This is a genomic window from Photobacterium minamisatsumaniensis, from assembly GCF_050336695.1.
In the GTDB taxonomy this organism is placed as follows: Bacteria; Pseudomonadota; Gammaproteobacteria; order Enterobacterales; family Vibrionaceae; genus Photobacterium; species Photobacterium minamisatsumaniensis.
Map to the genome: position 1 here is coordinate 115,234 of NZ_JAKJSI010000019.1, position 22,790 is coordinate 138,023.

Annotated in this window: 20 protein-coding genes; 12 read left to right on the forward strand and 8 right to left on the reverse strand. The window is 43.5% G+C overall.

Features of this window, described 5'->3' with window-relative positions:
* Positions 1–116: 116 nt before the first annotated feature.
* Positions 117–1,841 carry a class I SAM-dependent methyltransferase gene (locus L4D78_RS10630; protein ID WP_428466892.1) on the reverse strand — a complete coding sequence of 575 codons (1,725 nt, stop codon included), beginning with the start codon at positions 1,839–1,841 and terminating at the stop codon, positions 117–119.
* A 129-nt stretch (positions 1,842–1,970) separates the two neighbouring features.
* The gene (locus tag L4D78_RS10635; protein ID WP_428466893.1) at positions 1,971–2,486 is read right to left on the reverse strand and encodes a hypothetical protein; all 516 of its coding nucleotides are present in this window, start codon (positions 2,484–2,486) and stop codon (positions 1,971–1,973) included.
* Positions 2,487–3,084: 598 nt separating this feature from the next.
* Between L4D78_RS10635 and L4D78_RS10640 the strand changes: the two genes are divergently transcribed.
* The 4 genes from L4D78_RS10640 to L4D78_RS10655 all read left to right on the forward strand — a co-directional run bounded on the left by L4D78_RS10640 (position 3,085) and on the right by L4D78_RS10655 (position 7,966).
* Complete coding sequence (locus L4D78_RS10640; RefSeq protein ID WP_428466894.1) at positions 3,085–4,020, forward strand: WYL domain-containing protein; 936 nt, start codon at positions 3,085–3,087, stop codon at positions 4,018–4,020.
* A 217-nt stretch (positions 4,021–4,237) separates the two neighbouring features.
* The gene (locus L4D78_RS10645) at positions 4,238–5,521 is read left to right on the forward strand and encodes a 2-hydroxycarboxylate transporter family protein (protein WP_428466895.1); all 1,284 of its coding nucleotides are present in this window, start codon (positions 4,238–4,240) and stop codon (positions 5,519–5,521) included.
* A gap of 126 nt (positions 5,522–5,647) precedes the next feature.
* On the forward strand, positions 5,648–7,249 hold the full coding sequence (locus tag L4D78_RS10650; protein ID WP_428466896.1) for an ATP-binding protein: 1,602 nt from the start codon (positions 5,648–5,650) through the stop codon (positions 7,247–7,249).
* 24 nt (positions 7,250–7,273) lie between these two features.
* Complete coding sequence (locus L4D78_RS10655) at positions 7,274–7,966, forward strand: response regulator (RefSeq protein WP_428466897.1); 693 nt, start codon at positions 7,274–7,276, stop codon at positions 7,964–7,966.
* A 124-nt stretch (positions 7,967–8,090) separates the two neighbouring features.
* Here the strand turns inward: L4D78_RS10655 and L4D78_RS10660 are convergent, their stop codons facing one another.
* The 6 genes from L4D78_RS10660 to ehuR form a co-directional block, all read right to left on the reverse strand.
* Positions 8,091–8,420: a hypothetical protein gene (locus L4D78_RS10660; protein ID WP_428466898.1), complete on the reverse strand. Its 330-nt coding sequence runs from the start codon at positions 8,418–8,420 to the stop codon at positions 8,091–8,093.
* A 91-nt stretch (positions 8,421–8,511) separates the two neighbouring features.
* Positions 8,512–9,054, reverse strand: a complete 543-nt coding sequence (locus L4D78_RS10665; protein ID WP_428466899.1) for a hypothetical protein — start codon at positions 9,052–9,054, stop codon at positions 8,512–8,514.
* Between the two features lie 122 nt (positions 9,055–9,176).
* Positions 9,177–10,460, reverse strand: coding sequence for a TRAP transporter large permease (locus L4D78_RS10670; protein ID WP_428466933.1), 1,284 nt, complete (start codon positions 10,458–10,460; stop codon positions 9,177–9,179).
* Positions 10,461–10,478: 18 nt separating this feature from the next.
* The gene (locus tag L4D78_RS10675; protein WP_428466900.1) at positions 10,479–11,042 is read right to left on the reverse strand and encodes a TRAP transporter small permease; all 564 of its coding nucleotides are present in this window, start codon (positions 11,040–11,042) and stop codon (positions 10,479–10,481) included.
* Positions 11,043–11,096: 54 nt separating this feature from the next.
* Complete coding sequence (gene dctP / locus L4D78_RS10680) at positions 11,097–12,116, reverse strand: TRAP transporter substrate-binding protein DctP (RefSeq protein ID WP_428466901.1); 1,020 nt, start codon at positions 12,114–12,116, stop codon at positions 11,097–11,099.
* Positions 12,117–12,332: 216 nt separating this feature from the next.
* Positions 12,333–13,733 (reverse strand): MocR-like ectoine utilization transcription factor EhuR, encoded by a 1,401-nt coding sequence (gene ehuR / locus L4D78_RS10685; protein WP_428466902.1) that lies wholly within the window; start codon positions 13,731–13,733, stop codon positions 12,333–12,335.
* A gap of 208 nt (positions 13,734–13,941) precedes the next feature.
* On the opposite strand from ehuR, the gene doeA reads away from it, so the two are divergent.
* The 8 genes from doeA to L4D78_RS10725 all read left to right on the forward strand — a co-directional run bounded on the left by doeA (position 13,942) and on the right by L4D78_RS10725 (position 22,770).
* Positions 13,942–15,129 carry an ectoine hydrolase DoeA gene (doeA, locus tag L4D78_RS10690; protein WP_428466903.1) on the forward strand — a complete coding sequence of 396 codons (1,188 nt, stop codon included), beginning with the start codon at positions 13,942–13,944 and terminating at the stop codon, positions 15,127–15,129.
* A 6-nt stretch (positions 15,130–15,135) separates the two neighbouring features.
* Positions 15,136–16,134 carry a N(2)-acetyl-L-2,4-diaminobutanoate deacetylase DoeB gene (gene doeB, locus L4D78_RS10695; RefSeq protein WP_428466904.1) on the forward strand — a complete coding sequence of 333 codons (999 nt, stop codon included), beginning with the start codon at positions 15,136–15,138 and terminating at the stop codon, positions 16,132–16,134.
* 96 nt (positions 16,135–16,230) lie between these two features.
* Complete coding sequence (locus tag L4D78_RS10700; RefSeq protein ID WP_428466905.1) at positions 16,231–16,719, forward strand: Lrp/AsnC family transcriptional regulator; 489 nt, start codon at positions 16,231–16,233, stop codon at positions 16,717–16,719.
* Between the two features lie 175 nt (positions 16,720–16,894).
* On the forward strand, positions 16,895–18,466 hold the full coding sequence (locus tag L4D78_RS10705; protein WP_428466906.1) for an NAD-dependent succinate-semialdehyde dehydrogenase: 1,572 nt from the start codon (positions 16,895–16,897) through the stop codon (positions 18,464–18,466).
* Between the two features lie 47 nt (positions 18,467–18,513).
* Positions 18,514–19,920, forward strand: a complete 1,407-nt coding sequence (locus L4D78_RS10710; protein WP_428466907.1) for an aspartate aminotransferase family protein — start codon at positions 18,514–18,516, stop codon at positions 19,918–19,920.
* Between the two features lie 30 nt (positions 19,921–19,950).
* Positions 19,951–20,952, forward strand: coding sequence for a hydroxyectoine utilization dehydratase EutB (eutB, locus tag L4D78_RS10715; protein ID WP_428466908.1), 1,002 nt, complete (start codon positions 19,951–19,953; stop codon positions 20,950–20,952).
* A gap of 2 nt (positions 20,953–20,954) precedes the next feature.
* Positions 20,955–21,896, forward strand: coding sequence for a cyclodeaminase (locus tag L4D78_RS10720; protein WP_428466909.1), 942 nt, complete (start codon positions 20,955–20,957; stop codon positions 21,894–21,896).
* A gap of 97 nt (positions 21,897–21,993) precedes the next feature.
* A complete protein-coding gene (locus L4D78_RS10725) occupies positions 21,994–22,770 on the forward strand; it encodes a maleate cis-trans isomerase family protein (RefSeq protein WP_428466910.1) in 777 nt (258 codons plus the stop codon).
* The last annotated feature ends 20 nt before the right edge of the window (positions 22,771–22,790 follow it).

A 22,790-nucleotide genomic window follows, 5' to 3' on the forward strand; every position in this document is an offset into this window, starting at 1 on the left:
CGATATACTTAGAAGGGATGTAATTTGGTGTTCAAATAAAAAGCACAACATTTTCATGTTGTGCTTTTTAATATTTCAAGAGGATTTCTGTTCTGCAGGAAATTACCTTTGGTCTATCACCACTCACCCACTAATAAACGACTTTTAACGCCTTTTACCTGCAAGCCCATAGCTTCAAATACATCATCAAAATTACGGCATTGCGGTGGTAAATTAGGTAATGAAAGTACTGCTTCATCGAAGAACCGGGTTTGTTCTTGCTCAGTTTTCCAAGCAAGATGCCACCAATTAATAATTCGCTCTCTCGATGCATCTAGTCGCTTAGACTTAGGAAGTCGGTCTCTTTTATTTAGGTTCTCTTTCGCAGACGTTGGCATTAAGTTCCAGCGGTCGTTATTCGGCCAATAAGCAAAAGGAAGACAGTGATCAACGTGGTATTGATCACGAAGCTTTGTTCCGCTCCATACACTGTGGATCTCACTGCCGCACTGACGCAAAGCCTCTACTTTCTTCCGAACCTCACGGGTATCATGCTCTTTATCAACCCAAATCAAACAATCGTGATAAGTTTGTAAACCGATATTACGCTGCCTATTTGTTTCAAAACGCTGCATTTCTAAAACCCATTGATTGACAACCAGAGGTTCAATCCAACTGCTGTATAGGCGTAAACATTCCCATAAACTTTCATCTAAAACAAAAGTGCCAAAGCTTGCGAGAAACTCACAATCGATAAAGAATGAGCTAGAATTTGTTCGACGTTTTGACGGTGGAAGCATTTCAAATAACTTGTTCTCTTTGCTTCCTTGATAAATAAAGGTTACTGGCCCTTGCTTCACTGTTGTCAGCGTATCTTTAATCGTTTTTTGTAATGCCTTTGCATCATCACCTCGATAAAAAGTTCCAATAGCAAGATCATCCGCGGAAAGGTGACTTAATTTATGCCAACCATCCTCTTTTACAAAACCCAAGCCTTTACTGGTATTACTACTCTGCTGAATACCCTTAATTCCACCGACTTCAATATCAAYTAGACGTTTAAACTGACGAATCCAGTACAAGGCTACCAACCCCTGAGGTAAAGTAACTTTACCATCACTCCGATCCAACACAGCGCCAGGGTGAGCATCAGCAATACGGAGTAGTGTCCGTAACAACGCTAACTTATATGTTGCCGCCTTTGCATCATTGACGATGATGTGCCGTACTTTGGTTAAATCGCCAGTACCATCATCAGGCAAATTCATTACAACTGTCTGCCACTGTACGTCATCTCGCCCTAAGGCATCGATATCAATGTCAGTTTTGTGGCAAGTATGGAGCGCATGATCTTTCGCTAGCTGTTCAAATTCTTCAACCGATACGCCATGTGCACTACGGCCATCATCAAAGCGACCATGTCGCAAAGAAATCACTAATTTCCCGTTCGGTGATAACAAATTGGCAAGTTTGCGGAAGGCTCGTTTACGTTCAGAGGGGGCAATATGCATCCACACGGCAGACACAAGAATAAGATCAAAACGGATGCCAAGGCTAACCACTTTCTTCAACTCAGGAAGTGTGTCATCAAGCCAAGTGGCATTTGGAGCGTAGTTTTTACCTATTTCACGTAAGGCTACTGCTGGCTCAATCGCATAAACCTCGCAACCTTGGTCGGTAAACCATTTTGCATCACGCCCAGTCCCCGCACCAACATCAAGTACTTGGCAAGATTGATCACCAACATTTACAGAAGGCCAGTAAGGCTTCCAACAAGAATGAACAGTTTCAAAAGAAACAGAAAGATAGCTATCAGCCAACCGCTGTACATTATCATTATAAAATTGAATATTTTGGCTCATAGCATAGCGTTTCATCATTGTATGGATAAGCCACATTATACGGCAAAAATTCAGTGTTATGCTCAGTAACTAGCTGTACTTATTGTGATAAATTCATAACCGTGATGACTTTATCACTCATTTAGGTGGCTAAGCCGCCCCCAATAACTCATTGGTACAGCAATCACAAATCATGTCTTGGTCGAGGTAGCCGACAGGCCTAACTTCGCGGCACTCTGAGCAGAACTTAAAATAGGTAGGATCACTTAATAGGGCAATCAGTTCATGAATAGCGTCGATAACATGTTCAGCTTTAAATGTTGCGACCGTATGCCAGCTATGCACAGGTTTGTTGTACTCATCGTAACTAACGGTACATACCCTTAGCTTAATAGGCTTGAAGCCCTGATCGCGGCATGGTTTCTGATTATTGGGGTTAGTATTTGCACCAAAAAAATCTATTGGCATGATTGAGCTCATGCGAACAAATGGGAACTGGCAATGTAAATCATCGACGGCTAGATAACGCTCTCTATCGACGTCATTGCTGATCAACAAGCTTTCGATATACACCATCACACCTTGGCTTAAATGTGAATCGAGGCACACAGTGCCTTGAGAGAGAGCAATAAATGCTTGTTCTAACTGATTGTTATTCATCACCACTGGTATGCTCCTGCCCATTATCTTGCTTGCCCTACAACCTTCGCATACAAAACTTTATTTATGTATCGAAGTATTAATAGAAGCTATATTTTGCATATCTGACGCAAAATTTCACTAGTAAAATTTTATCTTCCCGACCCACTCGACAGTCCATTTCTGCTTTTTTTGCCCTAAACCGCCTTTTTGTAAACTTGGTTATACACCACGAAGAACTGGAATCATAAATGAAAGTTAATGTACTCATAAACAGTAGGTGAATAATATCTACTCTTTTTGATTACGTAAATCTGTTAATTTAATCAGCACTGTATAAATACACAAACCAATGACAATGCTTTTAAGATTTCATATAGAAGCAATCATCACGTTCGATCACGTGTTAATCAAGGTCACTTTACGACACGTTCATGACTTTTAACTGATATTTACGGCATATAATGCAAAGTTATTGATTTAGCACTAGCGTTAAATCACTTACTCACATCAATATAATCATGTGTTTGTTCACTATTTGTTAGATGCGCCTATAACCGATTTTCTTGCATCTACTGATTTTCGGTATATATTAGTACGCATTAGATATACTGGATAAATAACCATGACTCTACACCACGACGATCATGTTCCTGCCTTAACAGCAGGGATAAAACAAAAATTAGATGCCATTGGCTCTGCACAGAAAGAACGTTTGGCCTTTATCGACTTTGCTTTGTACTTTCTGGGAGAGTTAACACGGAAAGACTTAATTGATCGGTTCGCTGTTGGTCATGCAGCTACCACGCGTGATTTTGCGCTGTATAAAGAGCTAATGCCTGAAAACTTGAAGTTAGATATGCGCTCAAAAAAATACTTCAAGCAACCTGACTTCACGCCATTATTTCTTCTTGATATGAAGAAAACATTAGCTACGATTTCACTTGGCTATGGTGATGGGTTTTCTGGGCTTCAAAGCTTCCCGATTAACTGCGAATCACCTGATTCGTTAACCGTGCCAAAAACACTAATCATGGCAGTGTTCTGTGAAGCGATTTACCGCAATAAATTGATTGAGGTTGACTACATCTCCACCTCAAGTGGCAAAGGTAAGCGTATTATTGCGCCACACAGTCTGGTTGATTCTGGAAACCGCTGGCATATACGTTCATATGACCGGAAAAATAACCAGTTCATGGATGTCGTCTGCAACCGAGTGACTGACGCAAGAATCATTGAAGATGCAACACCGGAAGATCACGAGCAATTAGAATCAGATCGTCAATGGCAAAAGTATATTGAGCTTGAGTTAATCCCCCACCCCAAGCTCGATAATCCTGAAGCAATAGAACTCGATTATGAAATGAAAAATGGCGTGATTATGATTGAAGTGCGGGCAGCGCTTGCAGGTTATTTATTACGGAAATGGGAAGTGGATTGTAGCAGTGATGGCTGCCTTAATGAATATGTCGGCTATCAACTTGCTCTGGCAAACCCACAAGCACTATATCAAGTAACCAGTGCCTTGCTTGCTCCTGGCTATAAAGCCGACAGCGTCTAAAACGCACCAGACTCTTCATACGTTTTAGCTCATTCTAATCAGCCGCTCACTCCCATTGAGCGGCTTTTTATTACCTTACGTATAGTTAAATAACTTTCCTCACTTACAAAAGTTACAAAAGCACTAGATAGTTACATAAACAGATGACTCAATTTTCCCCTGTACACATGTTGTTAGACTACGCCCAAACCACAACAACATATAAATCAGGTGAATCATGTTTTCCAATAACACCATGACCCAAAGCGACAAGCGTATGATGAATATCATCTTCGCCTTGTCTGCAGCAGTGATCCTACTGGCGATGATACAGAACACAATGCCGTCGGGTATTATCGGCGCGATCGGCGTTATGGCAGTCGTTGGCTATATCTTAAATGTAGCTGGGAACAAAACCCCTATCGTCAACCAGTTCTTCGGTGGCGGTGCCATTGTCATTATTTTTGGTTCTTCATACATTTTCCACAGCGGCTTAATCCCACATGAAACGGCCGACACGATAACCACATTTGTTAAAGATGGCGGGTTCCTTTCTTTCTTCATCGCAAGCCTTGTTACAGGCTCTATTTTGGGCATGGATACCACGTTGCTCAAAAAAGCGGCCCTTAAATATATCCCTGTTATTCTTGGTGGTGCCGCTTGTGCGTTTTTATTCGCAGGTATTGTTGGCGCAGCACTAGGCAACGGATTTATGGATTCTGTCATGCTTATCGCACTACCTATCATGGGTGGTGGCATGGGTGCCGGCGCAGTACCTTTGGTTGAAATCATGTCTGGTAACACAGGTATGTCGACAGAAGTACTACTCTCGAAAATGGTGCCAGCACTTGCTATCGGTAACGCCATTGCCATTGTGATGGCTGGTTTGCTCGATAAAGTCGGTAAATTCTTCCCATCACTTACAGGTAATGGCCAGCTAATGCGCGGCAAATCTGAAGAGAGTGTCGAAGAAAAAGAAGAACTTCCTATCTCAATTAATGTGCTGGGCATCGGTGCATTACTTGCTATCACTATGTATTTTGTTGGCTCAATGCTTAGCAGCCTGATCAGCATGCATACCTACGCGCTAATGATCATCTTTGTCGCATTGGTAAAAGTAGCAGGCTTTATGCCACGTGATTTAGAGCGTGCAGCCCACGGCTGGTACAAGTTTGTGGTTGATAACCTAACACCAGCACTGCTTGTGGGCATTGGTGTGGCTTATACCGACCTTAACCAAATCATCGACTCACTAAGCCTTGTTTACTTTCTTATGGTATTTGCCACGGTTCTAGGTGCAGTTGTTGGTACAGCGGTGATTGGTCGTTTAATGGGCTTCAACCCTATCGAAGCTTCTATCACCGCGGGTTTATGTATGGCTAATATGGGTGGTACTGGTGACGTAGCAGTGCTAGCTGCAAGTAAACGTATGGAGCTAATGCCTTTTGCTCAAATTTCATCTCGTATCGGTGGCGCCTTTATGCTGATTCTGGCAACCATGATCATTGAGTTGCTAAAATAGCGAGATAAGTTAGTAGCTTGCTTCTCCCTTCCAATGCCGGGCAGTCATTAGACTATCCGGCATTACTTATTCAACCCTCGCTTTTTCCGTTATAATCCGCACGTGCTTACTCATATTATTAATACAATGAAATTAAAGAGCTACTTAGCCCTAACTACCCTTGCAACCACCTCTTCCATTGTCGTAGTTGTTACTACGGCGATATTCTACTTACTTCAAAATGCCCATATTAATGGCATTGAAGAACGCGGCTTAGAGCTTGCGCGTGTATTGGCCCATGATCCTGTCGTTATCCAAGCTGTTGAAGCTAAAAACCAACAGCAGCCTTTTGAATTACAGACCTATATCGAAGATATTCGCAGCAAAACAGATGCATCCTTCATTGTGGTTACCGACCAACAAGCCATGCGTCTGACCCACCCTGATGTTGAAAAAATAGGTCTGCACTTCAATGGTGATGATATCTACCCTTCTTTGCTTCAAGGTGTCGATCACACCAGTGTGGCTTCCGGTACGTTAGGTAAAGCCATTCGTAACTTTTCTCCTATCATCAACAACGGCAAAGTGATTGGCGCGGTTAACATAGGTTATATGTACGATCGCAGCATTAATGTCTTGCTCGAGCAGTTTGGCAAGGTTGGTGGGCTTATTGTCTTGGTTTACTTACTTGGCGTGACGATTACTGGCGCTTTTGTGTTCAAAATGAAACGGACCTTCCTCGACTATGAGCCGGAAGTGATTGTTCACAAGTTTCGTGAGCATGAAATGATCCTCAACAGTATCCGCGATGCCATTATCGCTGTTGATAACAACATGCTTATCACCACCGTCAATCAAAGTGCCAGCAAAATGCTGTCGATGGGCATATTCGGGTGTAATGATTACATTCAGCAACCCTTATCAACCTACTCTGCGTCGATAAGCCATTTGGTGTTAAGCAGCAAAGGCAAATTTCATCAGGGCGATTTCAATATTGGAAAACACAGCTATCGTGCCGATATATACCCAATAAAAAGTGCCAAAGGTATAAAAGGACACGTTATTGTGTTTTTTGCCAATCTTGACCAAAGTGAGCTAGAGCGGGAAGTTATTTACCTTAAAAATTATGCTGAGTTATTACGTAGCAAAACCCATGAATATTCAAATAAACTCAATGTACTGTCAGGCATGCTACAGATTGGAAAGCATGATGAAGCGGTTGATTTTATTCAGCAAGAAACCGACAACTACCAATCCATCATCCGCAGCATTGTTACATCGGTTAACGATAGTGCCATTGCCGGATTATTAATGGCGAAATTCAATAAGGCGTCAGATCTCGGTGTTAAGTTTACGATTGACGCCGATACCAGTTTATCCAGTTACCAGAAGACCAGTTCTGAAAAGTTTGTCACTATTCTCGGTAATTTAATTGATAATGCGCTACTCGCAGCATGGCAAAACCGTCTACAGGCGACGCCAGAAATTCAGCTTTACCTCAGCGATCGTAGCCAACACATTATTATGGAAATACAAGATACAGGCGTTGGTGTACCAGCAGAGCTCAGCGACTCAATTTTAGAGTTTGGGATCAGCAGTAAATCTGATGAACAACAAAACGGTGTCGGGTTATACTTGGTCAACCAGCTCGTCGATTATTTCCACGGAAGCCTCGATTGGGAGCGAACTGAAGATAATACGACCCTCTTTAGTATCTATTTAGATAAAGATGCCACGCAGCTTTTATAACCAACACACGATGACGAACATATTATGACAAAAACAACCGTCATGTTGATTGAAGACGATATTCGCGCAAGCTATACCCTTGAGTCGACCATTAACCAGCACCCTAATTTTACTGTTGTTGCTGTTAGCGAAAACTGCGCAGAGGCTCTAATGCAGTTTGATGCCTTCAAGCCAGACTTGGTCTTTGTTGATATTACCCTGCCCGATGGCAATGGGCTTGACGTGATCCGTCAGTTACGCGAACAAAACACTAACTGTAACTTCATTATGACGACAGCCGAGCGGGAAACTGCCACGGTTGAAAAAGCAGTGCAACTCGGTGTTATGGATTATCTGGTTAAGCCGATTAGGATGTCGCGAGTTAATCAGGCCATGGATGATTACTTGTTATACCGAAACAAACTTTCCGGTACTGCAACCGTTGATCAAAACGATATTGATCAATTGTTTCGTAAATCACCTGCTGCGCCTATTCGTCAAACACCGAAAGGGATTGACGCAACAACCTTGACCAATCTCAAACAGATTTTGCTTACAGAGCAGCTTCATGATTTCTCGGCCGATGAGATCGGGAAAAAAATGAGTGTCAGCCGGATCACGGCGCGCCGCTATCTGGAATTCCTTGAAACAGAAGGGATGATAAAGCTGATATTGAACTACAAAACAGGGGGAAGACCGCAGCGGTTATATCAAATTATCAGCCTTGCTAATCCTTAAAACAGTTCAGCCTTAAGGCAAGCAAGTTTCATGATAAAGCGCTATCGCGATACGTCAGTTAAGAGACGTAACTGATGCGCTTTTCACACAGCTACTTATATAGACAAAGATAGATAATTCCCGCTTACTTAGGAATATTGAAGTTCCGTTCACCTTCACAGGTAAAGGTATAATAATTACTTCGTTCATGAAACGCAGAGAAACCTTTCCCTTTACAGTATGCGCCGTTCAATTCGTGCATATACGCGAGTGAGTTTTGATCTTTCACCAAAAAATAGCTCTCGTTCTCACACAAGATACGGATTTTTCCGTCATCCCCTTCCGAGTATGATTGCACATTCGAACCGCACAAGGTAAAGCTCGCTTCAGTATAATCATCGGCTCGTTCATCAACCGACTTTGAACACCCAGCAATAACAGCTAACCCTACTAGCATTAAGCATCTTGTAATCATCGACTTCCTCCGCGCTTGAACACTCTGTCATTACAAAAGTGTAGCGCGGTTCACGACAATAATAAGAAAGTACCACTAATTTCTGATTGAATTAGCCATTGAATTGTCTTTTTTTGCCCTTTTTCTCATCTATGCGTCGGCGATGCCAAATAGAATAATGGCGTAATCCTGCTGGGCCATGGGCAATAAGCACAGACATTAACAGCACCGTGATAAACAACGCGGGTTTATGCTGTGGAATAAAGAAGAAACTGGAAATCAAACCGAGCTTAACCATGGTTAACACGCCTTTTAACTGTATTAACCAAAGTCTCGACTGCTTTATTTCAAGCGTAGTCATGATCACACCCGTAACCATTGCCAATACCCACCAATGCAGCCATAACTCACGCTCTACCCCATATAAAATACCACCAGCACTGCCAGCAATACCTAAAATATGCAGCGCTCGCACTGCTGTTTTACTTAAACGCTGGATCCAAAATCGGGTTTCAGACATGCCAAATTGTTCTTTCTCATTCGGACGATCATCCACACGCTTTTCTGTTTTACGGGTGTTGGTTGTAGCATGGGAATTGCCAGAGGAGTTAGCTGTCACATGAGGCTGGTTTGGATCAGGTGTTGTTTTTTTCATGGTTGCGTCTGGGTATTCTTGGAATGTGCCAAGAATACCCTTTCTACGCACCCGTGTAATTAGAAAGCCGTTCTGGTTAGTACTTTTTATCGGCCTAGCCAGGACAGCTATTCATTAACCCATTAATTCTTTGCCAAATCTCTTAAAAACAGGGCAATTTGTGGGTAGGTAATTAATAAGCCAACAACCGTAAGTAAAATGACAACAAATGGTAACAGCCCTTTAACGACTTCAATATACGGCCGTTTGAATACCGCAACGGCGGTAAAGATATTACACCCAAACGGTGGGGTTACCGCTCCAATGGCAACTTGCAACGTAATGAGTATACCGACCAATACTTTATCTAGTTCTAAACGCTCTATCTCTGGTAAAAAGATCGGTACTAAAATTAAGATCACGACAATCGAGTCAACAAACATACAAGCGACAAAGAACGCGATGGATATCGCCATTAATAGCTGAAATTCATTGGCTTGATCAAGCCCTAACCCCGCCATTATTGTTTGAGGTATTTGCGCAAAGGATATCACCCAAGAAAATGCACTACCCGCGGCAACCAGAATAAATACCACTGCGGTAATTAAGCCCGTTGATTTCGCAACTTCAAGAATTTCTTTTTTACCGACAGCTTTAAATACGACAACTTCTAAAATGAGTGCATACAGTACACACGTCGATGCTGCTTCTGTAGGGCTAAATATACCGCCATAAATCCCACATACAATGATGAGCGGGAACCCCAACGGCCATAGAGCAGCTTTGGTTACTTGCCACTTTTCACTCCATGTGGCTTTTTCGAGTGTCGGCACATCATTTTTGACCGCAAAAAATATTGAATAAAGCGAAAATAGTACAAGTATTAATAGCCCCGGAACAATGCCGGAAATAAATAATTCAGATATCGACGTTTGTGAAATACCGCCATAAATAATCATGCCGATGCTCGGTGGAATAAGTAGTGCGATACTGCTTGAAGATATAATTAATGAAAGTGAAAACGAATCTTTATAACCATTACTCATTAGTTTTGGTCGCAATGGAGAACCAACGGCCACGACTGTAGCCTGCGTTGAACCAGAAACAGCACCAAACAACGTACAAGCTGTGGCTGTACTAACCGCTAAACCGCCTTTATAGTGCCCGATGTAGACCATCACCATGTCTATCAACCTTTCTGCCGACCGTCCTTTCGACATAATATCGGCGGCTAAGATAAACATGGGGATGGCAATCAACGACGCAGGTTTTATACCGGCCAGCATCTGCTGAATCATAAAGTGTGAATTACTAAAGCCTAAAAATTGAAAATAAAAACCAATCAACGTGGCTGCCATCAGGGTAATCATCATTGGAAAGCCCAGTAGCAGTAACACTATCATGGTAACTAGCATTGTTGTTGTCATATCCACGATGCGATCCTCCTATAGGTCAGCCGCTTCTTCATAGCCATTACCTTCCACCTGACTCGCCAAATGGATCCCTTTTACTTTTATGTTTTTTAACCCTGTGATGAAATATTCAAGTCCTGTTAAAAACAGACTGACAGGCACCCATAAATAAGTGAGGTACACAGGAATTTGTAATGCTGGTAAGATTTTTCCTTTCGGGGCTATCCATGAAATGTATTCCACCGAAAAATAACAGATGGCAAAAACACATGCTGACGTGAAGAAAGAGATAATAATCAGTAAAAATTTCTGATAAACATGAGGGAGACAGTCAAATACTGCTGTCATTCTTATATGGCTACCTTTTCGCGCAGCATAACTGGTGCCCGCAAAGGTGATCATTATGATCAAGATACTATTCAATTCTTCCGTAAAGAATAAGCTTTGATTAAATAAGACACGACCCGTTACATTCGCTACGTTATTAAACGCCATCAATAAGACGCAGCTAATTAACATCGCACCTTCAATTTTATTAATACACAATATAGATTGCGAGTAATAACGTTGGATGCGTCCTTGTTCTTGGTTTTCCATCGGATGCTCCTAGCATAGCAAAAGGGCGAAGATCCCTCGCCCATTCATATTTAATTATTGATTCTTTGCTGCTTGTAGATCCGCTTCAAGTTGATCAAGAATAACTTGACCTGAAGGCCCTGTCATAGATACAAACTTTGTCTTAATATTCTGTGAAGCTTTACGGAATACCTCACGCTCATCTTCCGTGAGTGAAACAAATTTCACACTCGGCTTAGCTGCCGCAATTTTCTCTTTAGCGCTAGCGGCAAGTCCATGTTGGTACTCAAGAATGTAATCTAGTGCTTCGGCTGACGCTCGTTGTACTAGTTGCTTGTCTTTTTCTGGCAGACGATCATAAAAGTTTTTATTCGCCATCATTGCTGTGGTGAAAATGTTGTGTCCCATATCCGTGATAACTTCGCTGACTTCATACAACTTGCCAGATTCGATATAGAACATTGGGTTTTCTTGACCGTGGATAAGTCGAGTTTGCAGTGCCCCAAACACCTCTCCCCAAGGTAGTGGTGTTGGTACAGCGCCAAACGATTTATACGTTTCAACTAAAAGTGGCGATGTCATAACTCGAATTTTCATTCCATCAAGGTCTTTTGGCGTTCTAAATTCTTTTTGCGTGGTTACCGCAACACTGCCTTCAGGAAACATTGATAGTAACTCTAAGTCCTGTTGCGCGTAGAGCTCTTTAAAGTTCTCGTTTATCACCTTTGAGTTCTTAAAAAAGTAATTTACTTCGCTTTCTTTTTCCGGCAATACATACGGCATTAAGAACACTTGAGCCTCAGGTATTAAGCTTCCTGTAAAGCCCGGTGATTGGTCGACAAATTGCAAAATACCAGCTTGAGCTTGCTCCATAAGATCTGTCGATTCACCAAGAGTACCAAACGGATATATCTGGACGCGGTGCGACGAATTCGCTTCAATTACTTCTTTAAACTTTGTTGCATATACTCCCTGCACTTCCGTTATGCTCTCTTCGATCGCATATTTCCATGTGGCAGCTTGTATCTGGAACGCTGAAAAAGCCATTACTGCAAAACCCAGTTTCTTCGTCGTACTTAGCGCATTGATTTTCATTTCAGACACCTCGTTTCTTCCATTTGAGATTTTTAAAATCATCCAAGTCATTTATATAAATGTGATGATAACCACCCTGCTTACAACCAACTTATTTCTTCTGGTTAATCACCAAAAGCGTGTAGCAAAAATGTTAATAATTACTTTATTAGAATTTTCACCTCATATTTTTTGTCTAAGCTCGCTTTTAGTTTCGTTTTTAACTTTTATTTGCGGTCATAACAGAAAATGTGTGAGCGGTGGTGACGAGTTAAGAATATCGGCCAACACTTGTAGTCCGTGCTTTACCCTAAATCGACTACTTTCCATGCCTAAGCTAATACGTACTCGATTGACTTTTATATCTTGCCTAACAACAAAGGGTTGATAGCCAGTAATAATGATGTTGGATGCCTTCGCAGCAGAGACCAATTCATCTGATCCCCATCCTTCGGGAAGCTCTAACCAAATGTGCTGCCCATTAGGATGAGCGTCGTAGTTGAAACCACTGAAAATGTCACTGGCCATCCGCTGGCGTGCGCTAATTTCTTGCTGTTGAAAAGTAATTAAACGATCTAACTTACCTTCGTTGATCCAAAGCGTTGCAACTTCAAAAGCAATGGGCGATGCCATCCAGCAACTCGCGGCTAACCGGGTTATAGTGTGTTGAATAAGGTGGCGGGGGACCACCATATACCCAGCCCGCATACCAGGCGCTACTGTCTTCGTTAAACTAGTAATGTAAAAAGCCTGCTCAGGTAGCAAACTTGATAACGGTGGAATTCGATTCGGTTCAAGTGCACCATACACATCATCTTCAATGATGATCACTTTATAACGCTTCGCAATATCGGCAATCGCTTGACGGCGCGCTAGGCTCATATGGGAACTGGTTGGATTATTCATGCTAGGGGTACAGCACAGTGCCTTAATTGTGTGTTGCTGGCACGCCTCTTCAAAAGCAGCAGGAATAATCCCTTCTTCATCAATGGCCAAAGCACAAAGTTTTACTTTCAGCATTCTAGAACGCGCACTCAAGCCATGGTCGACTAAGGCTTCACAAGCAACGACATCCCCAGGTTGAGCAACGGTGCCAAGTGCTAATAACAAGCCATGTGATGCACCATTACATAAAATAATCCGTTCTTTCTCTGCCACCAATTTCTGGCTAGATAACCACTTTTCTGCGGCTTCAACGTGATGGTCGAGCCCTTGAACAGGGCGAACTGCCCGAATGAGCGCTTCCGAATCTTGCTTCGCAATTTTAATCAATGCTTCATTAAACATCTGAGAATGTTGTGGAGTACAAACAGGATGAGCAATAGAGAGATCTATCACCCCCTCATCCACGTTGCTGTCTTCAATCAGCATGAACTCGGTTTCTTTCTCTACCCCATAGTCGCTAACAAACGTACCACTCCCTACCCACGCATCAACGATGCCTTTGCTCTCTGCATGCGCATACGCGTTACTCACCGTTTGCACACTGACGGCCATAAGCTCAGCTAATTCCCGATGAGTCGGCAAGCGTGTGCCAGCAAGGATATCACCTTGATTAATGGCCTCTTCAATAGCGTCTGAAATGGCTAAATATTTAGGTACGCCGGGTTTTAACGTCAACTTCAAATTAATTGTCATAGTTCAAAAGTTTCATTGACTGAGTGAATTGTAATGATGTGTACTGACATTAACAACGCAATACATATGATTAACATTTAATTTACTTATACCCATAGAGCATCACTATTGCAATGATCAACCACTCAATAAAGTAAGACGATGTGTTTAAAACCTTGCAACACATGTGGTCAATCGATCAGTTCACCCCATTTACAGAGAGAGCAGCATGGAAGATGTAAAACTGAATTTTTCTCGAAGCGAGTATGCAAGCAGATTAAAAAAAGTCAGGGAGGCAATGGCTCGCCATCAAATCGACACGCTGATTGTGCACGACCCGTCCAATATGTCATGGATTACAGGTTATGACGGCTGGTCATTCTACACCCCACAAGTCGTGGTCGTAGGCCCTGTGGGTGATCCCGTTTGGTATGGTCGAAAAATGGATGACAATGGCGCAAAACGCACAGTGTATATGAGCAATGAAGATATTCTTGCTTACCCAGATCACTACGTCATGAATCCACCACTGCATGCGATGGAGCACCTCGCTAACCAGATTTTAAAAATTCGAGGTTGGGACAAAGGCAATATTGGCATTGAGATGGACAACTACTATTTCAGCCCTACCGCCTACCTTGCATTAAAAGAGAATTTACCCAGTGGGCAATTGAAAGATACCACGGGGCTCGTCAACTGGTGCCGTGCAGTAAAATCAGAGCAAGAAATTGAATACATGAGAATTGCTGCTCGTATTGTAGAGAACATGCATAGCGCAGCGTACGAAATGATAGAGCCGGGTTTACCGAAAAATAAACTTGTTGCAGAAATATACCGCGTCGCGATGGAAGGTCATGATGGTCACTTTGGTGATTACCCAGCCATTGTTCCCATGCTGCCATCAGGCGCAGATGCATCAGCCCCACACCTGACTTGGGATGATACCCCTTTCAAAAATAATGAAGGGACATTCTTTGAAATTGCGGGTTGTCATAAACGTTACCACTGTCCGCTATCTCGCACTATATATCTTGGCGAACCGACGGCTGATTTCCGCCGAGGTGAGGAAGCATTGATTGCAGGATTAGAAGCTGGGCTAGAAGCCGCAAAACCTGGTAATCGCTGTGCCGATATCGCCAATGCCTTAAACAGTACACTGGCTAAATTTGGCTTTGACCGCGGTGGTGCACGTTGTGGTTACCCTATCGGTTTAAGCTATCCACCTGATTGGGGCGAGCGCACGATGAGCCTTCGTGACAGCGATGATACGATTTTACAGCCGGGTATGACTTTCCACTTTATGCCAGGACTCTGGCTAGAGAATTGGGGTATTGAAACGACAGAAAGCATTGTGATAACAGAAACTGGGGTCGAAGTTTTATGCGATCTTCCTCGTCATTTAATGGTGAAAAGGTAATAGATCATGCAAAAAACAACCATTACACCTACTGTCAATTTTAACATTGACGGTAAACAACATGGCTACTTGAAGCTCCCCTATTCGCATGATGATTCGGCGTGGGGGTGCATCATGATCCCGGTAACTGTCATCAAAAATGGTGAGGGCCCAACAGCCTTGCTAACAGGAGGTAATCATGGCGATGAATATGAAGGCATTACCGGACTATTGAAACTCGCCAACCGTTTAGAAGCGGAAGAAATTAAAGGTCGAGTGATAATCGTTCCTGCGATGAACTACCCCGCGGTATTGAATGGTTCACGTACCTCGCCGATTGATCTGGGCAATATGAACCGCTCATTCCCCGGCTCTCCAACTGGCAGCATGACAGAGCGTATCGCGGATTATTTCCAACGCTACTTAGTTCCAATGTGTGACTTTGCCTTAGATATTCACTCTGGCGGAAAAACCTTGGACTTGCTCCCATTTTCAGCAGCCCACCGACTTGACGATAAACATCAGGAAAATGCCTGTATCGAAGGGGCAAAATTATTCGGCGCGCCTTATACGGTTATCCTTCACGAACTTGATGCTGCTTCACTTTATGACACTGCAGTAGAAGCACAAGGGAAAGTCTTTGTTACCACAGAGCTTAGTGGTGGCGGTACCAGTACCCCTGACACTATCGCATTAGCAGAACAAGGCATTGATAACTTCTTGATCTTCGCGGGCATCACCTCAGGGTCATATCAATTACCGAGTGAACCTACCCGTATACTCGATATCCCAGATGCAGACTGTTACTTGCTGAGTGAGCACAAAGGCTTGCTTGAATTGTGTATCAATCTTGGTGACAGCGTCACTAAAGGAGATGTCGTTGCAAGGGTACATAGTCTTGAGCGTACAGGACAATCACCCATTGAGTACCTCGCTAAACGCAATGGTATTTTGGCTGCAAGGCGCCACCCAGCACTGATCGATATTGGTGATACCTTTGCCGTTTTTGGCGAAGAGATCAGCTAATTATCACTACATTATCTACCTGCACCACCTCACTCAATCAGGCAGTAGAGCGCCCTTTTATTGCCTGATTGCTAAGAAAGACTCAGGAGAACCATCATGCGTTTAGATCGATATGACTTAAAAATTCTTCAAATATTACAAGAAAATGGCCGAATAACTAAATCCGGTTTGGCCGAAGAAATTAACCTTTCCATTAGCCCATGCTGGGAAAGGGTTAAGCGCTTGGAGTCATCTGGCATTATTGAGGGGTATGGTGCAAAAATTAATACCGCACAACTGCAAAAACGCTACCTCGTTCAAGTAGAAATAAGCCTAAAACAACACAGTGCACAAGCTTTTGCCCGCTTTGAATCTGCCATGCAAGATTGTGAGGAGGTTATTGAGTGCTATGCCACTGGCGGAGGTGTCGATTACATTCTAAAAGTAACCTGTGAAGACATTGATAAATACCAGCGCCTTATCGATAAATGGTTAATTTCCGACCTCGGTATCGAACGTTACTACACCTACATTGTGACTAAAACTATCAAGCAGCAACAGCATAAAATCAAGGCGGATTGTGACCCTTTGCTTAAAGCCGTTTAAATACCAAGTCAGTACTTTTATACGGCTTTTATCACTTAATAAATGAACAGAAAAAAAGTCAGTATTTTAGCCTTACAAAAAAAAATCCTGACTGAATAACGGGTTGATACAAAAAACATCCACCACCCAGAGTAGGTAAAGTAATTACACATCTGGACAAACAATGGTGAAGCTTATGGACTCTTTAGCTCAAGTAGTGAATAAACGTAATCTGACTGCGGTTGTCACTACGCCTGAATCACTGGCAACTCAGCAACAAGCAGCTCAAAAACAATTAGGTACCAACCGATTGGATGATCCCCGCTTACTTCGCAAGCTCGCTTATGTAAACGGGAAATGGGTTCATGGCAGCAAAGATAAAGTCGTTATCAACCCCTCAACTGAAACTGCAATTGATTATTGTACCCAGCTTAATGCAGAACAAATTAATAATGCCATTGATTCCGCAGAGCAGGCTTTTCCAAGCTGGCGAAAAATGCTGGCTGATGATCGAGCTGAAATCCTTATGCGATGGCATGATCTATTACTTGAAAACAAAGAAGATCTTGCTCGATTAATGGTCTTAGAGCAGGGAAAACCACTCTTTGATGCCCGTGGTGAAATTGAGTATGGCGCATCATTTATTCGATGGTTTGCCGAAGAGTCTCGTCGCGCTTATGGCGAAACTATTCCCAGCCACATTCCCAATGCACAACTTGCCAGTATTCGTGAGCCTATCGGTGTTGCAGCCTTGATCACGCCGTGGAATTTCCCTAACGCCATGATCACGCGCAAGGCAGCAGCAGCACTGGCTATTGGTTGTACCGTGATCATCAAACCTGCAAACGAAACCCCGTTCTCAGCACTTGCACTGGCTGAACTCGCAGAGCGCGCAGGGTTTCCTGCTGGTGTATTCAACGTCGTAACTGGTGATGCTGTTATGGTGTCAGAAGCTATATGCCTGTCAGACAAAGTAAAAGCCCTATCTTTTACAGGCTCTACCCGTGTCGGAAAGCTGTTATTAGAGCAATCGGCCAGCACGGTAAAAAAGTGTTCAATGGAGCTTGGAGGTAACGCACCTTTCATCGTCCTACCTGATATGGACGTAGACACCGCGGCAAAAGCAGCCGTCGATGCCAAGTTCCAGACATCAGGGCAAGACTGTCTAGCGGCTAACCGTATATTTGTTCCACGTGATAAATACGTACCGTTTCTAGAAGCATTTCAACATGAGATGCGTTCACTAAAAGTCGGTGATGGGTTTTCGCCTGATACCGTACTAGGGCCTTTGATCTCAAAACAAGCTGTCGCTAAAGCACAGCACCTCGTCAACGATGCTATAGAAAAAGGCGCACGCTTATTGGTTGGCGATCAGAGCCAAGCACCCGGCTCTCATTACTTTATGCCTACGCTATTGGCCGATGTCACTCCAGAAATGGATGTGTACCAGCAAGAAAATTTCTGCCCTGTTGCGGGGGTATTAGCGTATGACGACATCGAACAAGTGATCACCATGGCTAACGATACTGAATACGGTCTCGCCGCTTATGTTTATGGTCATGATATCCGTAATATCTGGCCACTCATGCGTGGACTTGAGTTTGGCATGGTGTCAGTTAACTCCGTCAAAATGACGGGTCACCCTATTCCTTTCGGAGGTGTAAAACAATCAGGTCTTGGCCGTGAAGGTAGCAAGCATGGTTTTGATGAATATAGTGAAATTAAATACTACTGCTTAGGTGCGTTACCCACTGTGAGTGGAAGCTAATAAATGGATTTCTTAGTAAAGAATTAATAATTGTTCTGGAGATAAACATGTCTATTGATACCCAAAAAATACTCGAAACTGACCGCAAAAATATCTTTCATGCGTCAACCCATCTAAAGCAATATGCCGCGGGTGAAATCCCCGGCCGTATTATTACTGGTGGTGAAGGCATTCGCATAAAAGATTCCGAAGGTATCGAGTTAATTGATGGTTTCGCCGGATTGTACTGCGTCAATATCGGTTATGGCCGCACAGAGATGGCTGAAGCCATTTATGAGCAGGCGAAAAAGCTCGCTTATTATCACACTTATGTTGGTCATACCAACGAAGCACTGGTTGAGCTATCAGATCGAATCATCAAGATGGCACCAACAGGCATGAGCAAAGTTTACTATGGTATGTCAGGCAGTGATGCCAACGAAACACAGCTTAAGCTCGTTTGGTATTACAACAATGCACGAGGCCTACCAGAAAAGAAAAAAGTGATTTCTCGTGATCGTGGATATCATGGCTCAAGCATTGCGTCTGGTTCAATGACAGGCTTACCTTTGTTCCACAATCACTTTGATCTTCCTCTCGATCGCATTAAGCATACAGTCGCTCCTTGCTATTACCGCAGAGAAGACGACGGCATGTCTGAACTTGAATATTCTAAGTTTTGTGCCGCCAAACTCGAAGAAATGATCTTAGAAGAAGGTCCAGAAACGGTTGCCGCTATGATTGGGGAACCTGTACTAGGTACTGGCGGGATCGTTCCACCACCTGAAGGTTACTGGCAAGAAATCCGCAAAGTATTAGATAAATATGACGTCTTACTGATTGCCGATGAGGTGGTCTGTGGCTTTGGCCGTCTAGGGGCAGATTTCGGCTCAATTTACTATGACATGAAGCCTGATTTAATCACTGTCGCTAAAGGGTTAACGTCTGCCTATCAACCACTATCAGGTGTAATTGTAGGCGAAAGAGTCTGGTCAGTCCTAGAAGATGGTACCGACCAATGGGGGGCGATTGGCCACGGCTATACCTACTCGGGACACCCTATTGGAGCAGCGTCTGCCTTGTGTAACCTCGATATTATTGAACGTGAAAACCTTGTTGGAAATGCACGTACGACAGGGGCATACCTACAGAAACGTATGCAAGAAACATTCGCCGATCACCCTCTTGTAGGTGAAGCTCGCGGTGTAGGCTTGCTTCATGCTTTGGAGTTTTCAAGCGATAAGCTAAAGCGTGCTCACTTTGATCCTAACCTGAAAGTTGGCCCTCAAATCGCAGCTGCCTGTCTGGAAGAAGGGCTTATTGCACGTGCAATGCCGCATGGCGATATCCTTGGCCTTGCTCCACCGCTCATTGTGACGCCGTCAGACATTGATGACATGGTTGAGCGTACAGCGCGTGCCGTGAACCGTGTTACAGACAAGCTAGTAACTAGCCGTAGCTGGACAGCCAAATAATCATTTCCATACACATACAAGGATAAAGCAATGGCACATGCCTCTACTGATATTACGCTGCACGATATTTATCAGGCACGCCACGCCATTCAAGGACATGTGGCTCGTACGCCACTTGTCTATTCTGAAGCGCTGTCCCAGCGCTTTGGTTGCGATGCATGGCTTAAGCTCGAAACGCTACAACCCATTGGTGCCTTTAAGCTACGAGGCGCAACGTTTGCGATGAGTAAACTAACACCTGAACAAAAAAAAGCAGGTGTAGTGACATGTTCTACCGGAAACCACGGCCGTGCTATCGCTTACGCAGGCAAAAAGCTGGGCGTGCACACGATTATTTGTATGTCACAATTAGTGCCAGAAAATAAAGTCAACGCTATCAAGGCGCTAGGTGCTGAAGTACGGATTATCGGCCTATCGCAAGATGAAGCTGAAGTGGAAACAATGCGCTTGGTTAAAGAAGAGGGCTTGGTATACCTTCCGCCTTTTGACCACCCAGATATTCTGTCTGGGCAAGGCACCATAGGTATTGAGATATTTGAAGATAAACCCGACGTCGATATGGTTTTTGCCGGCCTTTCTGGCGGTGGGTTAATTGGTGGTATTGGTCTGGTGGCAAAAGCGATTAACCCAGATGTGCAAATCATTGGTGCAAGCATGGACCGGGGTGCTGCAATGGCTGTTAGCCTAGAAGCTGGCAAGCCCGTACAGGTACCTGAATATGAATCTTTTGCTGATAGCCTCGGCGGTGGCATTGGTTTAAATAACGCATACAGTCTACCTATTGTTCAGGAAGTCATGGATCACGTTTATTTAGTGAATGAACAGTCGATTGCGCGTGGCATGGTTCACTTCTTTGAACATGAAAAAATGCTGGTCGAAGGTGCTGCTACTGTCGGTATCGCAGCAATAGAACAGCATAATTTAGATGTCAGTGGCAAAACAATTGTGTTCATCGTCAGTGGTAAAAATGTCGCAGCAGATACATTTAGAAAAGCACAGATACTCGCGGCAGAACAAATAAATAAGGGATGAAAATGAAAACATATAGCAAGGAGCAAATTACAACCGTGACCCGCCTCGACCAAAATGCATTGTCTGCTGTAGAAGCTGGCTTCGCCGCACTTGGTCAAAATAATACCATCATGCCCCCAATTCTTAGCATGAGTATTCCTGAATATAACGGTGAGGTAGACGTTAAAACAGCATACATTAAAGGCAAAGATCGGTTTGCTATTAAAATTAGTCCCGGATTTTTTGATAACCCGAAATTGGGTCTACCGAGTTTAAATGGCCTTATGGTTCTGTTTTCATCTCAAACAGGTTTGGTTGATTCTGTACTATTTGACGAAGGTTATCTTACTGAAATAAGAACCGCCCTTGCTGGTGCTATCGCGGCCAAGCATCTTGCCCGACCAAATGCCAAAGAAGTCGCGGTTATTGGGGCTGGACGACAAGCCGAATTACAAATTGCGGCTCTGAAACTTATCTACAATATTACCAAAGTGCACGTGTTCGCCCGCGAGCATGATCAGATGAAATCTTACCGTGCGCTCATGGCTCAGCAATACGATCTACCTGTTGATATTCATAGCTCTGCGGCAAGGGCTTGTACAAACGCAGACATCGTAGTAACCACGACACCAGCAAACAGCCCAGTTCTTCACTGGCAAGACCTAAAACCCGGAACACATGTCACCGCAATGGGGTCTGATAACAGCCACAAACACGAGCTTGAATCGAGCATTCTTGCCAATGCTGATTTTTTGGTCGTCGATAAGCGTACTCAGTCTGAAACACTCGGCGAGCTCAATCATTATTCAGGTGCATTCCCCAATACAATATTTGAGCTAGGCGATCTTATTGCAAATAAAATAACGCTGCGGACTAAACCAGAACATATAACAGTTTGTGATTTAACGGGAACAGGCGTGCAAGATACCGCGATTGCCGATTATACCGCAAACCTTTTGGCATAATTAGCTATCAACCCTGCCCTACGGCATCAAAGTAACTATCATGATTCTTGTCGGAATTATCATGATTCTTGAAGAAAGACTATTGTGGAGAAAATAAATGACGCCCTGCGAAACGGATTTTTCACAACTTGAACGCGTTTACCCCTGCCAAAATTTACAGCGCCCAGCCACAATCAGGATTGGACTTGTACAACTGGCAACAGATTACACCTTAGAGAACGACTGGCATCAATTGGTCGGTGAAGAGGTTGAACTCTACAGTACACGTATGCCTTTTTGCAGCGAATTAACACCAGAAAAGCTATGTTCAATGAAAGAAGGGATTGGTAAGGCCGCTACATTAGTGGCTGATGGGCTTGAGCTTGATGTGATGGCTTATGGTTGCACCGCTGCGAGCATGCTAATAGGTGACGAGGCGATCAGTGAGCAATTAACAGTAACCAGACCCGAGCTGCCAGCTACAAACCCTTGGCTTGCTGCCAAAACAGCACTGCGTCATTTAAACATTAAGAAATTAGCAGTGTTAACGCCCTACACCAGCGAAGTGAATAAACCTTTATTTCAAGCATTAGAGAAGGAAGGGTTTACGATAGTGGCATTTGGCGCTTTTCATTTAAACAAAGACACCGATATCCCATCGGTAGATCCAGAAAGTATCCAGCATGCCTTAAGCAACATGCTTGAAAATACCGATGCTGACGGCATATTTCTGTCTTGTACTAACTTGAAAGTGATGCAACAACTGGGCAATTTTGAACAACAATTCAATGTCCCTTTTGTCTCTTCTAATCAGGCTCTGTTCTGGCACGCATTACGTCTGTCAGGTAGCCAACGTTGTTTTGATGGCTACGGGCAATTACTTCAGGCACCTTAATCGCCAAACCCCACACACCG